The 16,297-nt window shown below is 65.0% G+C and carries 18 protein-coding genes; 11 read left to right on the top strand and 7 right to left on the bottom strand.

Features of this window, described 5'->3' with window-relative positions; all coding sequences use genetic code 11:
- Positions 1–112: 112 nt before the first annotated feature.
- Together ACTRWB_RS02810 and ACTRWB_RS02805 are read right to left on the bottom strand one after the other, a co-directional pair.
- Positions 113–940: a hypothetical protein gene (locus ACTRWB_RS02810; RefSeq protein WP_412025276.1), complete on the bottom strand. Its 828-nt coding sequence runs from the start codon at positions 938–940 to the stop codon at positions 113–115.
- A gap of 117 nt (positions 941–1,057) precedes the next feature.
- Complete coding sequence (locus tag ACTRWB_RS02805; RefSeq protein ID WP_446900857.1) at positions 1,058–1,645, bottom strand: tetratricopeptide repeat protein; 588 nt, start codon at positions 1,643–1,645, stop codon at positions 1,058–1,060.
- 473 nt (positions 1,646–2,118) lie between these two features.
- On the opposite strand from ACTRWB_RS02805, the gene ACTRWB_RS02800 reads away from it, so the two are divergent.
- Complete coding sequence (locus ACTRWB_RS02800; protein ID WP_446900856.1) at positions 2,119–2,721, top strand: TetR/AcrR family transcriptional regulator; 603 nt, start codon at positions 2,119–2,121, stop codon at positions 2,719–2,721.
- Positions 2,722–3,104: 383 nt separating this feature from the next.
- Here the strand turns inward: ACTRWB_RS02800 and ACTRWB_RS02795 are convergent, their stop codons facing one another.
- Positions 3,105–4,079: an alpha/beta fold hydrolase gene (locus ACTRWB_RS02795; RefSeq protein ID WP_446900855.1), complete on the bottom strand. Its 975-nt coding sequence runs from the start codon at positions 4,077–4,079 to the stop codon at positions 3,105–3,107.
- A gap of 494 nt (positions 4,080–4,573) precedes the next feature.
- Here ACTRWB_RS02795 and ACTRWB_RS02790 point away from each other — a divergent pair, with 494 nt between their 5' ends.
- From ACTRWB_RS02790 to ACTRWB_RS02775, 4 genes are all read left to right on the top strand, one after another.
- Entirely contained in the window at positions 4,574–5,617 is a 1,044-nt protein-coding gene (locus ACTRWB_RS02790) for an alpha/beta fold hydrolase (protein WP_446900854.1), read from the top strand.
- The gene (locus ACTRWB_RS02785) at positions 5,617–6,153 is read left to right on the top strand and encodes a cytochrome P460 family protein (protein ID WP_048248280.1); all 537 of its coding nucleotides are present in this window, start codon (positions 5,617–5,619) and stop codon (positions 6,151–6,153) included. The genes ACTRWB_RS02790 and ACTRWB_RS02785 overlap by 1 nt, the downstream gene beginning before the upstream one ends.
- A gap of 283 nt (positions 6,154–6,436) precedes the next feature.
- Complete coding sequence (locus ACTRWB_RS02780) at positions 6,437–6,766, top strand: DUF4148 domain-containing protein (protein ID WP_446900853.1); 330 nt, start codon at positions 6,437–6,439, stop codon at positions 6,764–6,766.
- Between the two features lie 83 nt (positions 6,767–6,849).
- Positions 6,850–7,641: an alpha/beta fold hydrolase gene (locus ACTRWB_RS02775; RefSeq protein WP_412025269.1), complete on the top strand. Its 792-nt coding sequence runs from the start codon at positions 6,850–6,852 to the stop codon at positions 7,639–7,641.
- 58 nt (positions 7,642–7,699) lie between these two features.
- Here ACTRWB_RS02775 and ACTRWB_RS02770 read toward each other — a convergent pair whose 3' ends face one another.
- Genes ACTRWB_RS02770 through ACTRWB_RS02760 form a run of 3 tightly spaced genes read right to left on the bottom strand, consistent with a single transcriptional unit; the run spans position 7,700 to position 9,634 of the window.
- Positions 7,700–8,308, bottom strand: a complete 609-nt coding sequence (locus ACTRWB_RS02770; protein ID WP_446900852.1) for a disulfide bond formation protein B — start codon at positions 8,306–8,308, stop codon at positions 7,700–7,702.
- A gap of 12 nt (positions 8,309–8,320) precedes the next feature.
- Entirely contained in the window at positions 8,321–8,497 is a 177-nt protein-coding gene (locus ACTRWB_RS02765; protein ID WP_446900851.1) for a DUF5993 family protein, read from the bottom strand.
- A 12-nt stretch (positions 8,498–8,509) separates the two neighbouring features.
- Positions 8,510–9,634, bottom strand: a complete 1,125-nt coding sequence (locus ACTRWB_RS02760; RefSeq protein WP_446900850.1) for a TDT family transporter — start codon at positions 9,632–9,634, stop codon at positions 8,510–8,512.
- Between the two features lie 105 nt (positions 9,635–9,739).
- Between ACTRWB_RS02760 and ACTRWB_RS02755 the strand changes: the two genes are divergently transcribed.
- Positions 9,740–10,633, top strand: coding sequence for a LysR family transcriptional regulator (locus ACTRWB_RS02755; RefSeq protein ID WP_446900849.1), 894 nt, complete (start codon positions 9,740–9,742; stop codon positions 10,631–10,633).
- 85 nt (positions 10,634–10,718) lie between these two features.
- On the opposite strand, the gene ACTRWB_RS02750 is transcribed toward ACTRWB_RS02755, so the two are convergent.
- Positions 10,719–11,078: a DUF4148 domain-containing protein gene (locus ACTRWB_RS02750; protein WP_446900848.1), complete on the bottom strand. Its 360-nt coding sequence runs from the start codon at positions 11,076–11,078 to the stop codon at positions 10,719–10,721.
- Positions 11,079–11,537: 459 nt separating this feature from the next.
- Here ACTRWB_RS02750 and ACTRWB_RS02745 point away from each other — a divergent pair, with 459 nt between their 5' ends.
- The 5 genes from ACTRWB_RS02745 (at position 11,538) to ACTRWB_RS02725 (ending at position 16,250) form a co-directional block, all read left to right on the top strand.
- Positions 11,538–12,008: a rhodanese-like domain-containing protein gene (locus tag ACTRWB_RS02745; protein ID WP_446900847.1), complete on the top strand. Its 471-nt coding sequence runs from the start codon at positions 11,538–11,540 to the stop codon at positions 12,006–12,008.
- Positions 12,009–12,035: 27 nt separating this feature from the next.
- A complete protein-coding gene (epsC, locus tag ACTRWB_RS02740; RefSeq protein WP_446900846.1) occupies positions 12,036–12,974 on the top strand; it encodes a serine O-acetyltransferase EpsC in 939 nt (312 codons plus the stop codon).
- A gap of 8 nt (positions 12,975–12,982) precedes the next feature.
- Complete coding sequence (locus tag ACTRWB_RS02735; protein ID WP_446900845.1) at positions 12,983–13,204, top strand: helix-turn-helix domain-containing protein; 222 nt, start codon at positions 12,983–12,985, stop codon at positions 13,202–13,204.
- 138 nt (positions 13,205–13,342) lie between these two features.
- Positions 13,343–14,275: a family 2A encapsulin nanocompartment shell protein gene (locus ACTRWB_RS02730; protein WP_006479760.1), complete on the top strand. Its 933-nt coding sequence runs from the start codon at positions 13,343–13,345 to the stop codon at positions 14,273–14,275.
- Positions 14,250–16,250, top strand: coding sequence for a family 2A encapsulin nanocompartment cargo protein cysteine desulfurase (locus ACTRWB_RS02725; RefSeq protein ID WP_446900844.1), 2,001 nt, complete (start codon positions 14,250–14,252; stop codon positions 16,248–16,250). The genes ACTRWB_RS02730 and ACTRWB_RS02725 overlap by 26 nt, the downstream gene beginning before the upstream one ends.
- Positions 16,251–16,297: the final 47 nt, after the last annotated feature.

Genomic DNA, 16,297 nt, shown 5'->3' with positions numbered 1-16,297 from the left:
GATCACCTCGAAACGTAAAGGACGAGAGAAGCCGGTACGCGCGGATCACGCCGCGCGCACGGACCGTCGGGAATCGGGAATCGGCCGGCGGCGCACCGCCGGCCCGTGAACGTCAGTTGACCTGGAGCTGGCCACCGCGGCCGAGGCCGCCCTTGACGTCCTGCGCCTTGTAGCTGCGCAATGCGACGACCATCTTGTTGTACGCGTCGATGAACGCGACGACGGTCGCCTTGCCTTCCGGCGTCGTCGAGAAGCCCGCAAGGGCGCCGCCTACACCACCGCCGAAACCACCGAGCGCCGCGCCGTAGTTGGTCGCCGTCGAACTGCCTTCGGCCGCCGCGATCTGCACGGCCGAGCGCACGTCGAACAACGTCAGCGTGACGACCGATGCCTTCGTCTGCAGGTGACCGGCCACCGCCGCCACCGCGCTGTTGCCGATCAGCCCGCCGATCATGCTGCCGATGCCGGCGATCGGCGAATCGTTGATGACGATCTGCGGTTCCATGTAGTAATCGGCCGCGACACGCTGGCCTTTCTGCTGCTTCGAGCCCGCGCGGTATTCGCCGGAGTTGCGCTGCAGCTGCGTGATGCGCGACAGGCGCGCGTCGCTCTTCTGGTTGCCGATCGACGTGATCACGAAGCAGTTCGACTGCTGCACGGCCAGGCGCAGCAGCGGATCGATGGTCGTCATCTTGGTCGCGCTGCCGAACGGGCCCCACCAGTCGGCATTGCGGCCGTCGTCGACGGCGATCGTGCCGAGCGGCGACGCGCAACGCTGCAGCCCCGAATCGGCACCGGCGCTCGTGCCGCCTGCTGCGGCGCCCGTCACGCCGGCGTTCTGGCCGCCGGGCGTCACCACGCCGCCGCAGCCCGCGACGGAGGCGCAAAGCGCTGCGACCAGCGCACCTTGAGTGAGACGATGGGAAAGGATGGTCTTCATGTCGTTATCGATCGAGTGAGTCGTTGTTCGGCTTATGTGTCCGTGCGAACTTCGTAAGCCCCCCGGGCTTGGCGCGATGATGGTCTCCCCGCTGCCGCCCCGTTGCTTCCAACCCGGTCAGTAGTACCAGTACGTCTGATTCCAGACGCCGTAGTACGGATAGCCCGAGTACCAGTAGCCGTAATAGACGTCACGCCATTGCGTGCGCCATTTCCAGTCTTCTTCGTCTTCCTTCTTGGCCTTGCGCGCGAGCTCGAGCAGCTTCTTCGATTCCTTGTCGCCGCGGCCCGCCGCGATCGACAGCCACTTGTCCGCTTCGCGCGGATCGGAGCCCATTTCCTCGAGACCGAACAGGTAGAAACTGCCGAGCGCCTTCTGCGCCTGCAGGTCGCCGCGCTCGGCTGCGTCGCGCATCCACTTGAGTGCCTGGTAGCTGTCCTGGCGCACGCCGTCGCCACGGAAATAACGCAGGCCGAGGTCGTAGGCGGCCTTCGGCTGGGTCTTCGCGGTTTGCTTGAGCGATACGATGCGCGGATCTTCACGGTCTTCCGAATCGTCCCTTTTTTGATAGGAGACCTGATCTTTAGGGCGATCGGAACAACCGGTGTCGTCGCAGATCCGTACCGTGTTGCTGGTCACGGACGGATCCTGCGCGCAAGCGGCCAGCAGCAACAGCAGCCCCGGTGCGAGTAAACGGCGATGCATTGTTACCTTCCTTGAGTTCTATTGGCGCCGCACTGCTTCGCGCTAACCCACCCCGTGATCGCGTACCGGTTTGCGCGCGGGACGGCGAATTTCATCCGCCAACGCCGACACGCGACCCAAAGCGCTCTCAGGTTCTTGTTTTGCCCTGCAATGTCGCTATAAGGTTTGACGCGCGAAAACGGGGCGGGCATCCGCACACTGCCCCGTCATTCGCCCAATTCCGCCGCGGCACCGTCAGGCACTGAATTCCTGTCCGAAAATCCGGATCTTTTAAAGCAACCGACATAAACTGGTATTTTCTAGTTTCAAATGATACATATCGGTCTATCCAAGAGTCAAGGTAACTTGCGAGTTTGTGTGACGGGCCCTGCTGGCCCGGCCGGGAGGCCGGCGGGGAGGGCGGACGTGACCGAGCGGTACGATGCTAGAATTGCTCGTCCCGTGCAGTTGGAAGAATCAAGGAGGAACCGTTCGTGCGAGCCAGCAAACGCCAGTTGGTGGTGGATAAAGCGACCGAGCTGTTCTCGAAGCACGGTTTTCATCCGGTGGGCGTCGACTGGATCATCGACGATTCCCGCGTCGCCCGGATGACGCTGTATCGGCATTTCCCGAGCAAGGACGAACTCATTCGGGAAGTGCTGGTCCAGCGCTACGACCTGATCGTGTCCAGCATCGACACGCAGTTGCTGCACGTCACCGATCCGGTCGAGCGTGTAAAGACGATCTTCGACTGGTACGAAGCCTGGTTCAATACGCCCGAATTTGCCGGGTGCCTGTTCGAGCGCGCGTTGGCCGAATTCGGCACGGCGTATCCGCCCATCTCGGATGTCGCGATCCGGTACCGCCGGAAAATGGTCGAATGGGTCGCCGAATTGCTCGCGGGCCTCGTGTCGCCCGACACGGCAAAACGACTGGCGGCCGTTTACATGATGCTGCTGGATGGTGCGACCGTCGACGCCAGGGCGTTCAACGACGCCGCGTCTGCGGCGCGCGCGTGGCAAGCCGCGAAAGCCCTTCTCGAACAGGCGATGCACGCCGAGGGTGCGATTGCGGACTACGATACGCACCGCGCGTAACGGCGCAATCATCGAACTGATCGTGCCGGTGTACCGCGACAATCCGTTCGATCGGAAAGCGCTTCCGTTTCACTGCTGACCACCTCCTGGCGCAGGGCAAAGGTCTCCGCAAGACTCGCTCTCGAATCTATCAGGATTCCTGAGTCAGATCAGCGTGCCGGCATCAACCACCCAATACGAATTACCCGTCTCTTGAACTGGACAGCGTGCCTGCCAGGTGTCCATCGCTGAACCGAGTGGATGGACACGAGGCGATCAACGCCTTCCGATCTTCGAAATGCTGAAGGCGGTCGGTCCGCTGACCGACTCGATCCCCGGAGCCGGCCGTCGCGCAGCAGGGCATTGACTGCCGGCACCTCGATTCCATGATCGCTGCACGGGATTTACGTGGGTTCGTGCTGTCGGCGGAGCAGCACGCTTTCGAGCCACGCATCGATATCGTGTTGAACGAGATCCTTGTTGTGGTCGTTCAATATTTCATGCCGGTCGCCGGGATAGAACCGGTATGTCAGCGCCAGATGCCCCTGGCGCATGTAACGGGCAATCAGCGCCTGGATCGAAATCGTATGTTCGCCTACCGGATCGTGGGTGCCGGCGATCACCAGAACCGGCAGGTCCACGGGAATTCTCGATTCATGCTCGGGGATCCACAGGTTACGGAAGCCGTCGAGCACGGAGTACAGCATGCTGTTGGAAAACGGCTTGCCGCAGAGTTCGTCGTCCAGAAAGTGCTGTACCTCGGCCGGGTCCGCCGTCATCCATTCGCAGCCGGTCGACGGTTGCCCCTGATGCACGAACGGCGCGTTGAATGCTTGCAGCACTTTGCCGAACAGCATCGCGGGTTGGTTGCCGTCGGCAGAACGCGCTACGACGCCGAGTTGCGCGAGCGTGTCGTCATCAACACCGGGCAATGCGCCCAGCGTGCCGCAAAGTACCGCGCCGGCCAGAAGAGAACCGTGGTTCTGGATGTGCGCTTGCGTGAGTGCGGAGCCCATGCTGTGGCCGAACGCAATCAAGGGCAGGTCGGGAAACTGCGTCCCGATCAGGCGGGATAGCTGGGCGATGTCGCTCGTCATGTCGGCCCACGCCGTGAGCCCGGCTTGCCCCAATGCAGCGGCCCCGGCGGTACGACCATGTCCGCGCAGATCAAGCGCGAAGACGACGTAGTGTCGAGCCGCCAGATAGCGGGCGAGCCGATCGTAGCGGCCGCCATGTTCGCAGATCCCGTGAGTGATCTGCACGGCCCCTCGCGGTGTCTCGTTGGCCGGCGGCGTCCATTTCCGGAAAAAGATCCTGGCGCCATCCACGTCTGACGAGAATGACGATTCTTCGTACCGGCAATCGGGTGATGCGGTCATGTCGGAGACTCCGTTTCACATTTGGGGGGAGAGGCTGTCGAGCGCGTGCATGTCTCGTGTTGTCGGAGCGACCGTGAAATGACGGCCTCGCTCTCGCGAAAACAGGACGGATGGTTCGTCTCGGGCGAGCATATCAGGAACGCGGGCCGGAGAATGGCGAAACCGGAGATTAACGACTGTTGATGGGCAATTGGCATTAGATGCGGGTGTTTTCTGTTGTGATTCGTTGAGTATTTTGTTGGCGAGAGGTTTGCCGATGCGTCAGGCGACGCGCGCCTGTTACGTCGCTTCTCGCGCGATTTTTGAATCGCTGTGTGTCGTGTTCGCACACAGATACGTTGCGATACAAAGCATCCGGACGGTTCGGATATAAAACCGGTGAAGCGTTTCACACGGCGGCGCGGTGCCACGCGCCGCCGCTGCGAACGGCGAACCCTGAGCGCCCGCCCGTGCCGCGGGCCCCTTCCTTAACGATCGACAATGGAGAACGAGTCATGCCTGATACCGTGAACACCCGCCGCCGCCTGATCCTGGGCACGACGCTGGCGAGCCTGAGCCTTGCCGACCTCGGGTTCGGCAACCTGGCGCGCGCGCAGTCGGCGCCCGATACAACGACCGCGAAGGGCGTGGCCGGCGCTGCGTCGCTGGGGACGATCCACCAGATCGACGCGGGCGTGCTCAACGTCGGGTATGCGGATCTCGGGCCGAAGAAGGGCCCCGTCGTGTTCCTGCTGCACGGCTGGCCGTACGACATCTACAGTTATGCGGAAGTCGCGCCGCTGCTCGTCGCGGCCGGTTATCGCGTGATCGTGCCGTACCTGCGCGGCTACGGCTCGACGACGTTCCGCTCGGCCGACACGGTGCGCAACGGGCAGCAGGCCGTGACGGCCGTCGACATCGTCGCGCTGATGGATGCGCTGAAGATCGACCGCGCGGTGTTCGGCGGTTACGACTGGGGTGCGCGCACGGCCGACATCATCGCGGCGCTGTGGCCACAGCGCGTGAAGGCGCTGGTGTCGGTGAGCGGCTACCTGATCGGCAGCCAGGAGGCGAACCGCAAGCCGCTGCCGCCGCAGGCGGAGTTCCAGTGGTGGTATCAGTTCTACTTCACGACCGAGCGCGGCGCGCTCGGCTACGCGGCGAATCGCGACGCGTTCAACAAATTGATCTGGCAGCTTGCTTCGCCGAAGTGGCAGTTCTCCGACGAAACCTACGCGCGCTCGGCCGCGTCGTTCCAGAACCCCGATCATGTGGCCGTCGTGATCCACAACTATCGCTGGCGCCTCGGGCTCGCGAAGGGCGAAGCGCAATACGACGACATCGAGCGGCGTCTCGCCGCCGGGCCGGCGATTACCGTGCCGACGATCACGATGGAAGGCGACGCGAACGGCGCGCCGCATCCGGAACCGGCCGCGTACGCGAAGAAGTTCACGGGCAAGTACCAGCACCGGACGATCACCGGTGGCATCGGCCACAACCTGCCGCAGGAAGCGCCGCAGGCGTTCGCCGATGCGATCCTGCAAGTGGAGCATCTGTGATGCGGGCGGGTGGTGGCATCCTGCGTCGCGGCATGGGCCGCACGCTCGTCGCAGGCGCGCTGCTGGCCGGCACGTTGTCGGCGAGCGGCCCTGCCGCGTTCGCGGAGCAGCCGAATCCCGCTGCTTCGCCGATCTACGGCGTGACGATTCCACCCGGCTACCGGAAGTGGGAAATGGTCGCGCCGGCCGAAGAGGCCGCGCCGCTCGACGAGCTGCGCGTGGTGCTCGGCAACCCTGTCGCGATCCGCGCGCTCGAACAGGCGACGCTGCCGTTCCCCGACGGCACGATCCTCGTGAAGCTCGCGTACAAGCGCAAGCAGTCCGACGAGTTCGCGCCGGCGACGGTGCCCGGCCAGGCGACGACCGTGCAGGTGATGGTGAAGGACTCGCGCCGTTATGCCGCGACGGGCGGCTGGGGTTTCGGGCGCTTCATCAACGGCGTGCCGGCCGACATCGGCCAGCATCAGACGTGCTTTGCGTGTCACCAGGCGCGCGTGAAGAACCACGACTATGTGTTCACGCGGTTGGCGCCATGACGTGATGCGGCATCGCGGGTTCGATGCAACGAAAGGCGTGCCGCGCGAGGCACGCCTTTTTTTCATGGTGCATGGGTGTGGCCGAACGCTTCGAATGGCGACTTTGTATCGCACTGTATCTGCGGCCGTTCCGGAAAAACTGGCATGCAGAAAGCACCGGTTTCGGAAACATGCCGGATACGTGAGCGGGTTCTACTGTCGACATGCAGCAAACATTCGATGCCAGACGTTTTTATCGGATGCCAAGTGATCGACACCTCAACTTTCGTCAAGGAGCATGCTCATGAAAACCGCCCGTATCCTCGCCGTTGCCGTCCTCGCCGCCATCCCCGCATTGTCGTTCGCCGATACCGGCCACGGCCTGACGCGCGCCGACGTGCGCGCCGAACTGGTCCGGCTGGAGCAGGCCGGCTACAACCCGGCACGTAGCGAACCGCATTACCCGGACGACGTCATCGCCGCCACACAGCGGGTTGCGCGTTCCGACCAGAACGGCCCGTCGAAGTCGCAAGGCGACAACGTGGCCGATGCTTCGGCAGCGGCCAGCCATCGCGACTCGGCACGTGCGCGTTCCTCGCAGAACGCCGCCGACGACCTGTACGCGCATTCGTGATGCGCTGCTGCGCCTGCCGCATGGGCGGGCGCAGCAGCCGCAGCAGCATGTTCAAACAACACAACAGAGCAAGGAGCAAAACGATGGCCGGTTCGATGAAACGGGTTCTGGTATCCGCCGCAGTGATCGGTGGATTGTTCGGTGCGGTTGCGGTGCAGGCCGCGCCGAAGGATGACCTGAAGGGCACGAATGTCGTGCTCGTGCATGGCGCGTTCGCCGACGGGTCGAGCTGGAACCGCGTGATTCCGCTGCTCGAGGCGCGCGGGCTGCATGTGGTGTCGGTGCAGAATCCGCTGAGCTCGCTCGCCGACGATGCGGCTGCAACGAAGCGCACGATCGACGAGCAGAAGGGGCCGGTCGTGCTGGTCGGTCATTCGTGGGCCGGTGTCGTGATCAGCGACGCGGGCAACGACGACAAGGTGAAGTCGCTCGTCTATGTCGCGGCGTTCGCGCCCGACGATGGCCAGTCGATCGCCGACGTCACGCAGGGGCTGCCGGCGCCCGCATGGGCCGGCGAGCTGCGCAAGGATGCGGGCGGGTTCACGCGGCTGTCGGACAAGGCGATCGCGCAGGATTTCGCGCCGGACCTGCCGCCCGCGCAACAGCGCATCGTCGCGGCGACCCAGGGGCCGTGGTACGGTGGTTGCATTTCTGAGAAGGTCTCGCAGGCCGCGTGGCATGCGAAACCGTCGTCGTTCGTCGTCGCGACGCAGGACCGGATGATCGATCCGAAGCTGCAGGAAACGATGGCGAAGCGGATCGGCGCAACGGTCACGCGCGTGAACGGCAGCCATGTCGCGATGCTGAGCCAGCCGAAGGCCGTGGCCGACGCGATCATCGCCGCCGCGGAACGCGCAAAGCAGGATACGCAGTAAGCGGATGCCGCGCCGCCGTCGTGCGGCGATGTCGACCGGCCGGCGCGGCACCCGATCGTCATTGACGACAGCTCGTCGGACCCGCGCCGGCGGGGGCTTCCGGATCGCCGCAGTACAGCAGGTGATAGTGCTGCGGATCGCTATAGAGTGCGTGGAAACCCGTTTCGACAAACACGGACACCAGGTTCCCGATCACGAGGGCCGCGAACAACCCGACCGCGAGCTTGACGAACGGCGACCGCCCGGTTTCGCCGGACCGCGCCACGCCGACGTGAATCGACTGCAGACGCGTCTGGAACGCAAGCATCAGCACGCAATAGATGATGCTTGCGGTCAGTGCGACATAGGATGCGGTGTACATGTGCATGCCCAGAATCGCACCGCCATAGGGCGGGGTGCCGGGCAACACGTGCAGGAACATCTGCATCAACCCGATCAGGCTGCCGACCAGCGCACCGACTGCGCTCAACGCGTAATTGGCGGGAGAAGGATTGCGGCCCCACACGTTCAACAGCAGTCCCGCGCCGAGCAGCATGAATGCAACCCGCTGGAGATTGCAGAGCGAGCACGGCAGTTCACCGTGCGCCAGCTGGAAATAGAACGCGACGAGCAGTACCGCATTGACGCTGTACAGCGCCAACAAATCGATCAGGCGATTGGCTTTCATTTTTTTGACCTCTTACCAGGAGCCGTAGGTGGCGAACTGCGGAATGTGATGCGATCCGTGATGAATGGCCCATACCGCGACCAGTAGCGTGGTCAGCCACCACGTCGCGCCAGCGGCCCTGTCGCGTCCCAGCAAGGACAGCAGGAGCGCAACGGTGGCGGACAGGAATGGAATGAATCCGATGAACATGATCGACCTCGATTAATTGGAAACTGTCGCCAGGCAAGGCGCATGAAACAGGCTGCCGTGCACCATCCCGCGGCATGTGCGCGCGATCACCATGGCCCACAAGCCGCCGAGCAACACGGCGAGCAACGTGCCGAATACGGCGAACCCCTCAAAACCCGTCGCGTGGTACAGGCTCAGCGACGCGGCGGTATAAACCCCCAGCGGAAACGTGAAACCCCACCAGCCGAGATTGAACGGCAGTCCTTCGCGGCAGTAGCGCATCGTGAAGAGCACGGCGCACGCGAGCCACCAGAGACCGGCGCTCCAGAGCAGAAGGCCGCCGACAATGCCGAAGTCCCGTGCTAGCACCGCCACGCTGGCCAACGGCGTACCGGCGAACGCAACCGGTGCCGCCTGACCGAGCGTCAGAAGACCGAGCGCGCCGGTACCGATCGGGCCGAGCGTTAACCAGCTCGACGGACCGAGGTCGCGGTGCGGCAACTTGTGGATGACGAGCCGGAAGAACACGAGCGTCAGAATCGCGAACGCGAGCGGCACCGAGATGGCCCACAGCACGTACCCCGCGCCGATCAGCAGGCGGGCCTGCGACCCAACGAAATGCGGCGCGAGGGTGGCCGCGCTCGACGCCGCCACTTCCGGTGCGACGATCGGCAGCAGCAGGACCGCGGTCAGGCGTTCGAACGTGTGTCCCTGCTCGGTGAACATCAAGAACGGCACGCCGATCGCGACGACGACCGACAGCAGCGCGTCGAAACACCACAACGCGTACGCGAGCGCATTGGCCTCGGCGTGCCCGCCCGTGAACAGGACGATGCCGTTGATGATCGGCACGAGGCCCATCGGCACCGCGCCGAGAAACATCGACTGGACCGGATGGTGCAGCAGCGGCCGAATCGTTTCCGGGAACCGGATCGCCCGGGCAGTCAACATCGCGGCGAAGGCGAGATACAGCACGATGTCGATGGCCCACAACGCCGATGCCAGTGCCCGCTGCCCGCTGAAGTGCAGCGGTAGTCCGGCGAGCACCAGCGACACGATGCCGTTTCCCATCGTCATCGCGAACCAGTTGGGCGTGAATTGCCGGATTCTGTCGGACAGGCCACGCGGCGCGCCGATGGTCGAGTTGGTCTTGGTCATTTGATTCTCCGTGTCGAAGAACTGCATGACTGGATTCTAGGGAGCGGCTTTGTATAATAAAAATACATCGTTTAGATGCTTCCTATATCACGATCATATACATCGATGAACTTCACTCACTTGGCCGCGTTTCACGCGGTTGTCGAAACCGGCAGCGTGACGGCGGCCTCCGAAAGACTGCACGTCAGCCAGCCCGCGCTCACACGCGAGATTCGGGAGCTTGAGGAACGGCTGGGCGTGACGCTGTTCGACCGCATGCCGCGCGGCATGCGGCCCACGGAAGCGGGCCGACTCCTCGCCGAATATGCCGCCCAGATTTTTTCGCTGGCCGATGTTGCCGAGGCGGCGGTCGGCGAGTTCGCCGGCCTCACGAGAGGTCAGCTCGGCATCGGTTCGAGCCGGACCATCGGCGTGTATCTGCTGCCGGCCGTGCTGGACGCATTCCGCACACGCTATCCGGGCATCACGGTCGATCTCCGGATTTCGAACAGCGAGAACATCGAAAACGCCGTCCTCGCGAACGAGCGCCAGATCGGCATGATCGAAGGGCCTTACGACAACACCGCATTCGATGCAGCCGTCATTGGCCGGGACGCACTGATCGCGGTAGCCGCGCCGACGCATCCGCTGGCGCGCAAACGTCAATTGACCGCCGATGCAATCGGAACAGCGGAGCTGGTCATGCGTGAACCCGGTTCGGGAACGCGAACGGTCGTCGAGCAGGCCTATGCGCAGCGAGGGTTGACGTTGGCGCCGAAGCTGTCGGTTGGCAGCGCCGAGGCGATCAAGCAACTGGTGAGGCTCGGCAATGCGATCGCCTGGGTCTCGCGTAGCACCGTCACCGAAGAACTCTCGTCCGGTGCGCTGGTACAACTGCCCGTCAAGGACCTCAAGATCGAGCGCAATCTCTGCATGATCTGGCGCAAGGGCGGCAGCTTGAGCCCGAGCGCGCAAGCGTTTCGCGAACTCGCCACGGACGTGTTCAAGCGTTCGCGGTGACGTGGACGGCAGTGCCCGAGTCGAGTCGCCGCATCTGCAGCGTTCCGGCTCGGGATGTCGCAGCGCGGATCGCCCGCGCTGCCCGTCAACGACCGGCCTGGACCGCGCCATGCTGCTGCGCGGCGGCCTGAGCCGCGACCCTCGCTTCGGCGGCCTGGATGTAGTCCGGATAGTGCGGATCGTCGCCCGCCGCGGGCTGGTAACCCGCCTGCTCGAGGCGCACGAGGTCGGCAATGACTTCGGCACGGGTCAAGGGCGCCGAAGTCGTATTCGCGAAGCTTGCGGTGGCGCTGGTCAGCGCGGCAGCAGCCAGTGCGAAACAAATGAGCGATTTCATATTCTTCTCCTGAAAGCGTAAAAAATGGACGCGCGCTGATACGGGCGCCGCGGTCGCAGGCAGAGCGATCGTCACGAATGAAATGCCGACGGAAAGCCGGTTTTTCATATTGGTATCCTTAATAAAGCAACGCGGAAAACGAACTGAATCGAATCCGTCTCGTTCGAGCGCGGAGATCAGACCATGCACGCGTCGATCGCTTCGCCTGTCTGGAACCCCGTCAATCGTGTCGGCGGGGCAATGTCGATATCTTGGGCCGAGACGCTATAGATGAAAAATATATCGTTGGTATCGACTTGATGCGTTCTTGATATATGAGCGCTGACGCGGGCCGTACCGTCGCTTCCATGCAGGTTCGCCGTAGCGACGAACTGCATCAATCCGCCCGATAGCGCACAACCGCGATAGCAATTCATTCGGCGCTGATTAGGAAATGAATTTTTATTGGTTCTGCCTGCCCGGCCGCACTCGCATAGTGGGGCTGACGGCTATAGACAGCACGCAAGCTGCAACGGCCGCATTCCCGGTGTTTTTGTTCATACGAATCCACGAAAACAAGGAAGTGTCATGACGGTTGCATTGGAAGCACGAACCGCTGCGCAGCAGGCGCTCGAAGACGCCCGCGCGGCGGCCGCATTGGCCGGCACGCCCTACGCGGGCGGTGTGGCGCCGGAAGCCGCGTGGGCGCTGTTCTCGGCGGGCGACGCGCTGCTGGTGGATGTGCGCACGGCCGAAGAACGGAAATTCGTCGGCCACGTACCGGCGTCGCTGCATGTGCCGTGGGCGACCGGCACGAGCCTGACGCGCAACCCGCGCTTCGTCCGCGAACTGGAAGCGAAGACCGGCAAGGACGCGGTGGTGCTGTTGTTGTGCCGCAGCGGCAACCGGTCCGCGCAGGCGGCCGAGGCCGCGGCGAAGGGCGGCTTCACGCAGGTATTCAACGTGCTCGAAGGGTTCGAGGGCGACCTCGACGAGCGGCAGCATCGCGGCGGCAGCAACGGCTGGCGCTTCCGCGGCCTGCCGTGGGCGCAGGACTGATTCACGGCCGAAACGGGAGAAGGCATCATGGCCGCATTCGAAATCGACGACATCGTTCAGTCGCTGCAAACCGTGCGCCGCGCGTGGCGCGAGAAGCAGCGTCGCTCGCTCGAACCGGGCGGGCGCGACCTGCCGGCGCGCGAGGCGCTCGCGCAGATCATCGGCGCGCTGAAAGGCGTGCTGTTCCCGATGCGGCTCGGGCCGCCCGACCTGCGCCAGGAGAGCGAGAACTTCCACGTGGCCCATGCGCTCGACGCGGCGCTGAACGCGCTGCTCGCGCAGGTGACGCTCGAGTTGCGCTATGCGGCGCGCCAGCGCAACGCCGACGGCACGATCGATCCGGTCGGCGATACCGCGTCGGCGGCCGTGCAGGCGTTCGCCGCGCGGCTGCCCGAGATTCGCCGGCTGCTCGACAGCGACGTGCTCGCCGCTTTCCACGGCGATCCGGCGGCCGGCAGTGTCGACGAGGTGCTGCTGTGCTACCCGGGCATCCTCGCGATGATCCACCACCGGCTCGCGCATGAGCTGTACCGGCTCGGCCTGCCGCTGCTCGCGCGGATCATCGCCGAGCAGGCGCACGCGGAAACGGGCATCGACATTCATCCGGGCGCGCGTATCGGCGCGGGTTTCTTCATCGACCACGGCACGGGTGTCGTGATCGGCGAAACGGCGATCATCGGCGAGCGCGTGCGCGTGTATCAGGCCGTCACGCTCGGCGCGAAGCGTTTCCCGCGCGATGCGGCCGGCCATCTGGAGAAAGGGCTCGCGCGCCATCCGATCGTCGAGGACGACGTGGTGATCTATGCGGGCGCAACGATACTCGGCCGCGTGACGATCGGGCGCGGCGCGGTGATCGGCGGCAACGTGTGGCTCACGCAGGACGTGGCGGCCGGCGCGAACGTCACGCAGGCCGTGCTGCGCAGCGAAGCGAACGCCGCGCCGCGCGCGGCGGCACCGGTCGCATAGGGCACGCCATGAGCGACCTCATCCATCACTTCGGCGCCAACGTGCGCAAGCTGCGCGAAGCGCGCACGTGGTCGCAGGAGCAGCTCGCCGAGCACGCGGGGCTGAACCGTTCGTATGTCGGCGAGATCGAGCGCGGCGAGGCGATCGCGTCGATCGTCACGGCCGACAAGATCGCGCGTGCGTTCGACGTGTCGATCTCGACGCTGCTGCCCAGTGCGTACGTCACCTGAGGCCGCCTCGTTACGTTTCCCTTTCGGTTGTGCGCGACCTGACGGCTATAGCATGTTGAGCCGGCAGGTGCGCGCTTCCGATAATCACCCCGCGTCATAAGCAATCCCGTTTTTCATCTTAAGAACCCGGAGCCACACATGTCGACCGTTGCAAGCGGCACGGCCGCGCTGAGCGATCACGCCGCCCGCCAACTAGCGAACGCTACCAAGACCGTCCCCCAGCTTTCCACGATCACGCCGCGCTGGCTGACCCACCTGCTGCAATGGGTGCCGGTCGAGGCCGGCATCTATCGGCTGAACCAGGTGAAGAACCCGGAAGCCGTGCGCGCCGCCTGCACGCAGCTCGAGGACGAAAGCGTGCTGCCGCAGACCTTCGTGCCTTACGAGGAGCAACCGCGCGAATACTTCCTGAATGCGGTGAGCACGGTGCTCGACGTGCATACGCGGATCTCCGATCTTTACAGCAGTCCTCACGACCAGATCAAGGAGCAGCTGCGCCTGACGATCGAGACGATCAAGGAGCTGCAGGAAAGCCAGCTGATCAACAACCCCGACTACGGGTTGCTGGCCAACGTGACCGACGAACAGCGAATCTTCCCGCTGACGGGCGCGCCGACGCCGGACGATCTCGACGAGCTGCTGACGAAGGTGTGGAAGGAACCCGCGTTTTTCCTCACGCACCCGCTCGCGATCGCCGCGTTCGGCCGCGAATGCACGCGGCGCGGCGTACCGCCGCCGACGGTCAGCCTGTTCGGTTCGCAGTTCCTCACGTGGCGCGGCATTCCGCTGATTCCGTCGGACAAGGTGCCGGTCGCGGACGGCAAGACCAAGATCCTGCTGCTGCGCGTCGGCGACAAGCGGCAGGGCGTCGTCGGCCTGTATCAGCCGGGCGTCGCGGGCGAGCAGGGGCCGGGCCTGTCGGTGCGTTTCATGGGGATCAACAACCAGGCGATCGCGTCGTACCTGATCTCGCTGTATTGCTCGCTTGCGGTCCATTCGCCGGATGCGCTGGCTGTCCTCGATGACGTCGAAATCGCCAAGTTCCATGACTATCCCGACACCTACCGTTAATCCCGGCCTGGCCGGCGGCGACGCGCTCGCGCTGCCGCACGCGCCGTTGCCGGCCGGGTTGCCCGACCCCGCGACGCTCGCGCGACTCGCATCCGAGTTCTTCGCGACACCGCCCGGGCAAGCCACGGCGCCCGGGCTGTCGGCGGGCAGCGGCGCGGTCGGCGGCGTGCCGTCGGCGCTGCCGGCTGCCGCGCCGATCCTTGCGTCGGTGAGCAACCCGGCGCCCGCCGGCTCGCCGCTCGCGGGGCCGGGCGGCACGGGCACCGGCGTGCCGGGCCTCGCACTGCCGCAGGGCAAGGCGGCCGGCACGAACCTCGCGCCGTCCGCGCCGACGCACGTGCTGTCGCTCGGCAATCGCGTGCCCGCGCTCGCGCCGCATGCGGCCGCGCAGAACGGGCTGCCCGACAACGTCGTGTCGATCGCACCCGCGCTCGAACCGCGCATCGGTGGCGCGGCGCTTGGCGTGCCGCAGGTGAATGCGGCCGCGTCGGAAGGTGCCGTGAAGCCGTCGCCGTACTACTTCACCGACGGTTCGCTGCAGGGCTGGCAGGCCACGCCGCAGGACATCGTCGTGCCGTCGAACGGCCTCGCGTCACCGGAAGCATTCGGGTTGCCGGGCGACGCTGCGCTGCGCGACCTGCTCGCCGTGCATCGTGACGCGCCGGTTTCGCGCGCATCGGGCGTGGACGTGCCGCGTTATTTCATCGACGATGCGCACGCGGTCGAGCCGCAACGCAACCTGCATCGTGGCGCGCACCCGCCGTTCGACGTGAACGCGATCCGCCGCGATTTCCCGATCCTGCAGGAGCGCGTGAACGGCAAACAGCTCGTGTGGTTCGACAACGCGGCGACCACTCACAAGCCGCAGGCCGTGATCGATCGCCTCGCGTATTTCTATGCGCACGAGAACTCGAACATCCACCGTGCCGCGCATGCGCTGGCCGGCCGCGCGACGGATGCTTACGAGCATGCGCGGGAAACGGTGCAGCGCTTCATCGGCGCAGCGTCGCCGGACGAGATCGTGTTCGTGCGCGGCACGACCGAGGCGATCAACCTGATCGCGAAGACGTGGGGTGTGCAGAACGTCGGCGAAGGCGACGAGATCATCGTGTCGCATCTCGAGCATCACGCGAACATCGTGCCGTGGCAGCAGCTTGCCGCGCAGAAGGGCGCGACGCTGCGCGTGATTCCGATCGACGATTCGGGGCAGGTGCTGCTCGACGAATACCGGAAGCTGCTCAACGACCGCACGAAGATCGTGTCCGTCACGCAGGTGTCGAACGCGCTCGGCACGGTCGTGCCGGTGAAGGAGATCGTCGAGCTCGCGCATCGCGCGGGCGCGAAGGCGCTGGTCGACGGTGCGCAGTCGATCTCGCACATGCGCGTCGACGTGCAGGCGCTCGATGCGGATTTCTTCGTGTTCTCCGGGCACAAGATCTACGGGCCGACCGGCATCGGCGTTGTGTACGGCAAGCGCGCGATCCTCGACGACATGCCGCCATGGCAAGGCGGCGGCAACATGATCGCGGACGTGACGTTCGAGCGCACGGTATTCCAGCCGCCGCCGAACCGGTTCGAGGCCGGCACCGGCAACATCGCGGATGCGGTCGGGCTCGGCGCGGCGCTCGACTACGTGAGCCGCGTCGGCATCGAGAACATCGCGCGTTACGAGCACGACCTGCTCGCGTATGCGACGAGCGTGCTCGCGCCGGTGCCGGGTGTGCGGCTCGTCGGCACCGCGCGCGACAAGGCGAGCGTGCTGTCGTTCGTGCTGAAGGGCTATGAGACCGAGGAAGTCGGGCAGGCGCTGAACGAAGAGGGCATCGCTGTGCGCTCGGGGCATCACTGCGCGCAGCCGATCCTGCGGCGTTTCGGGCTCGAGGCAACGGTGCGGCCGTCGCTCGCGTTCTACAACACGTGTGACGAGGTCGATGCGCTCGTTCGTGTGGTGCGGCGTCTCGCAACACGGCGTTGACGCTGCGCGCTTGCGGCGGCCCTCACGGGCTGCCGCAAGCGCTTTCT

This window comes from Burkholderia sp. YIM B11467 (genome assembly GCF_052952715.1).
This window is presented reverse-complemented; position numbering and strand designations above follow the sequence as displayed.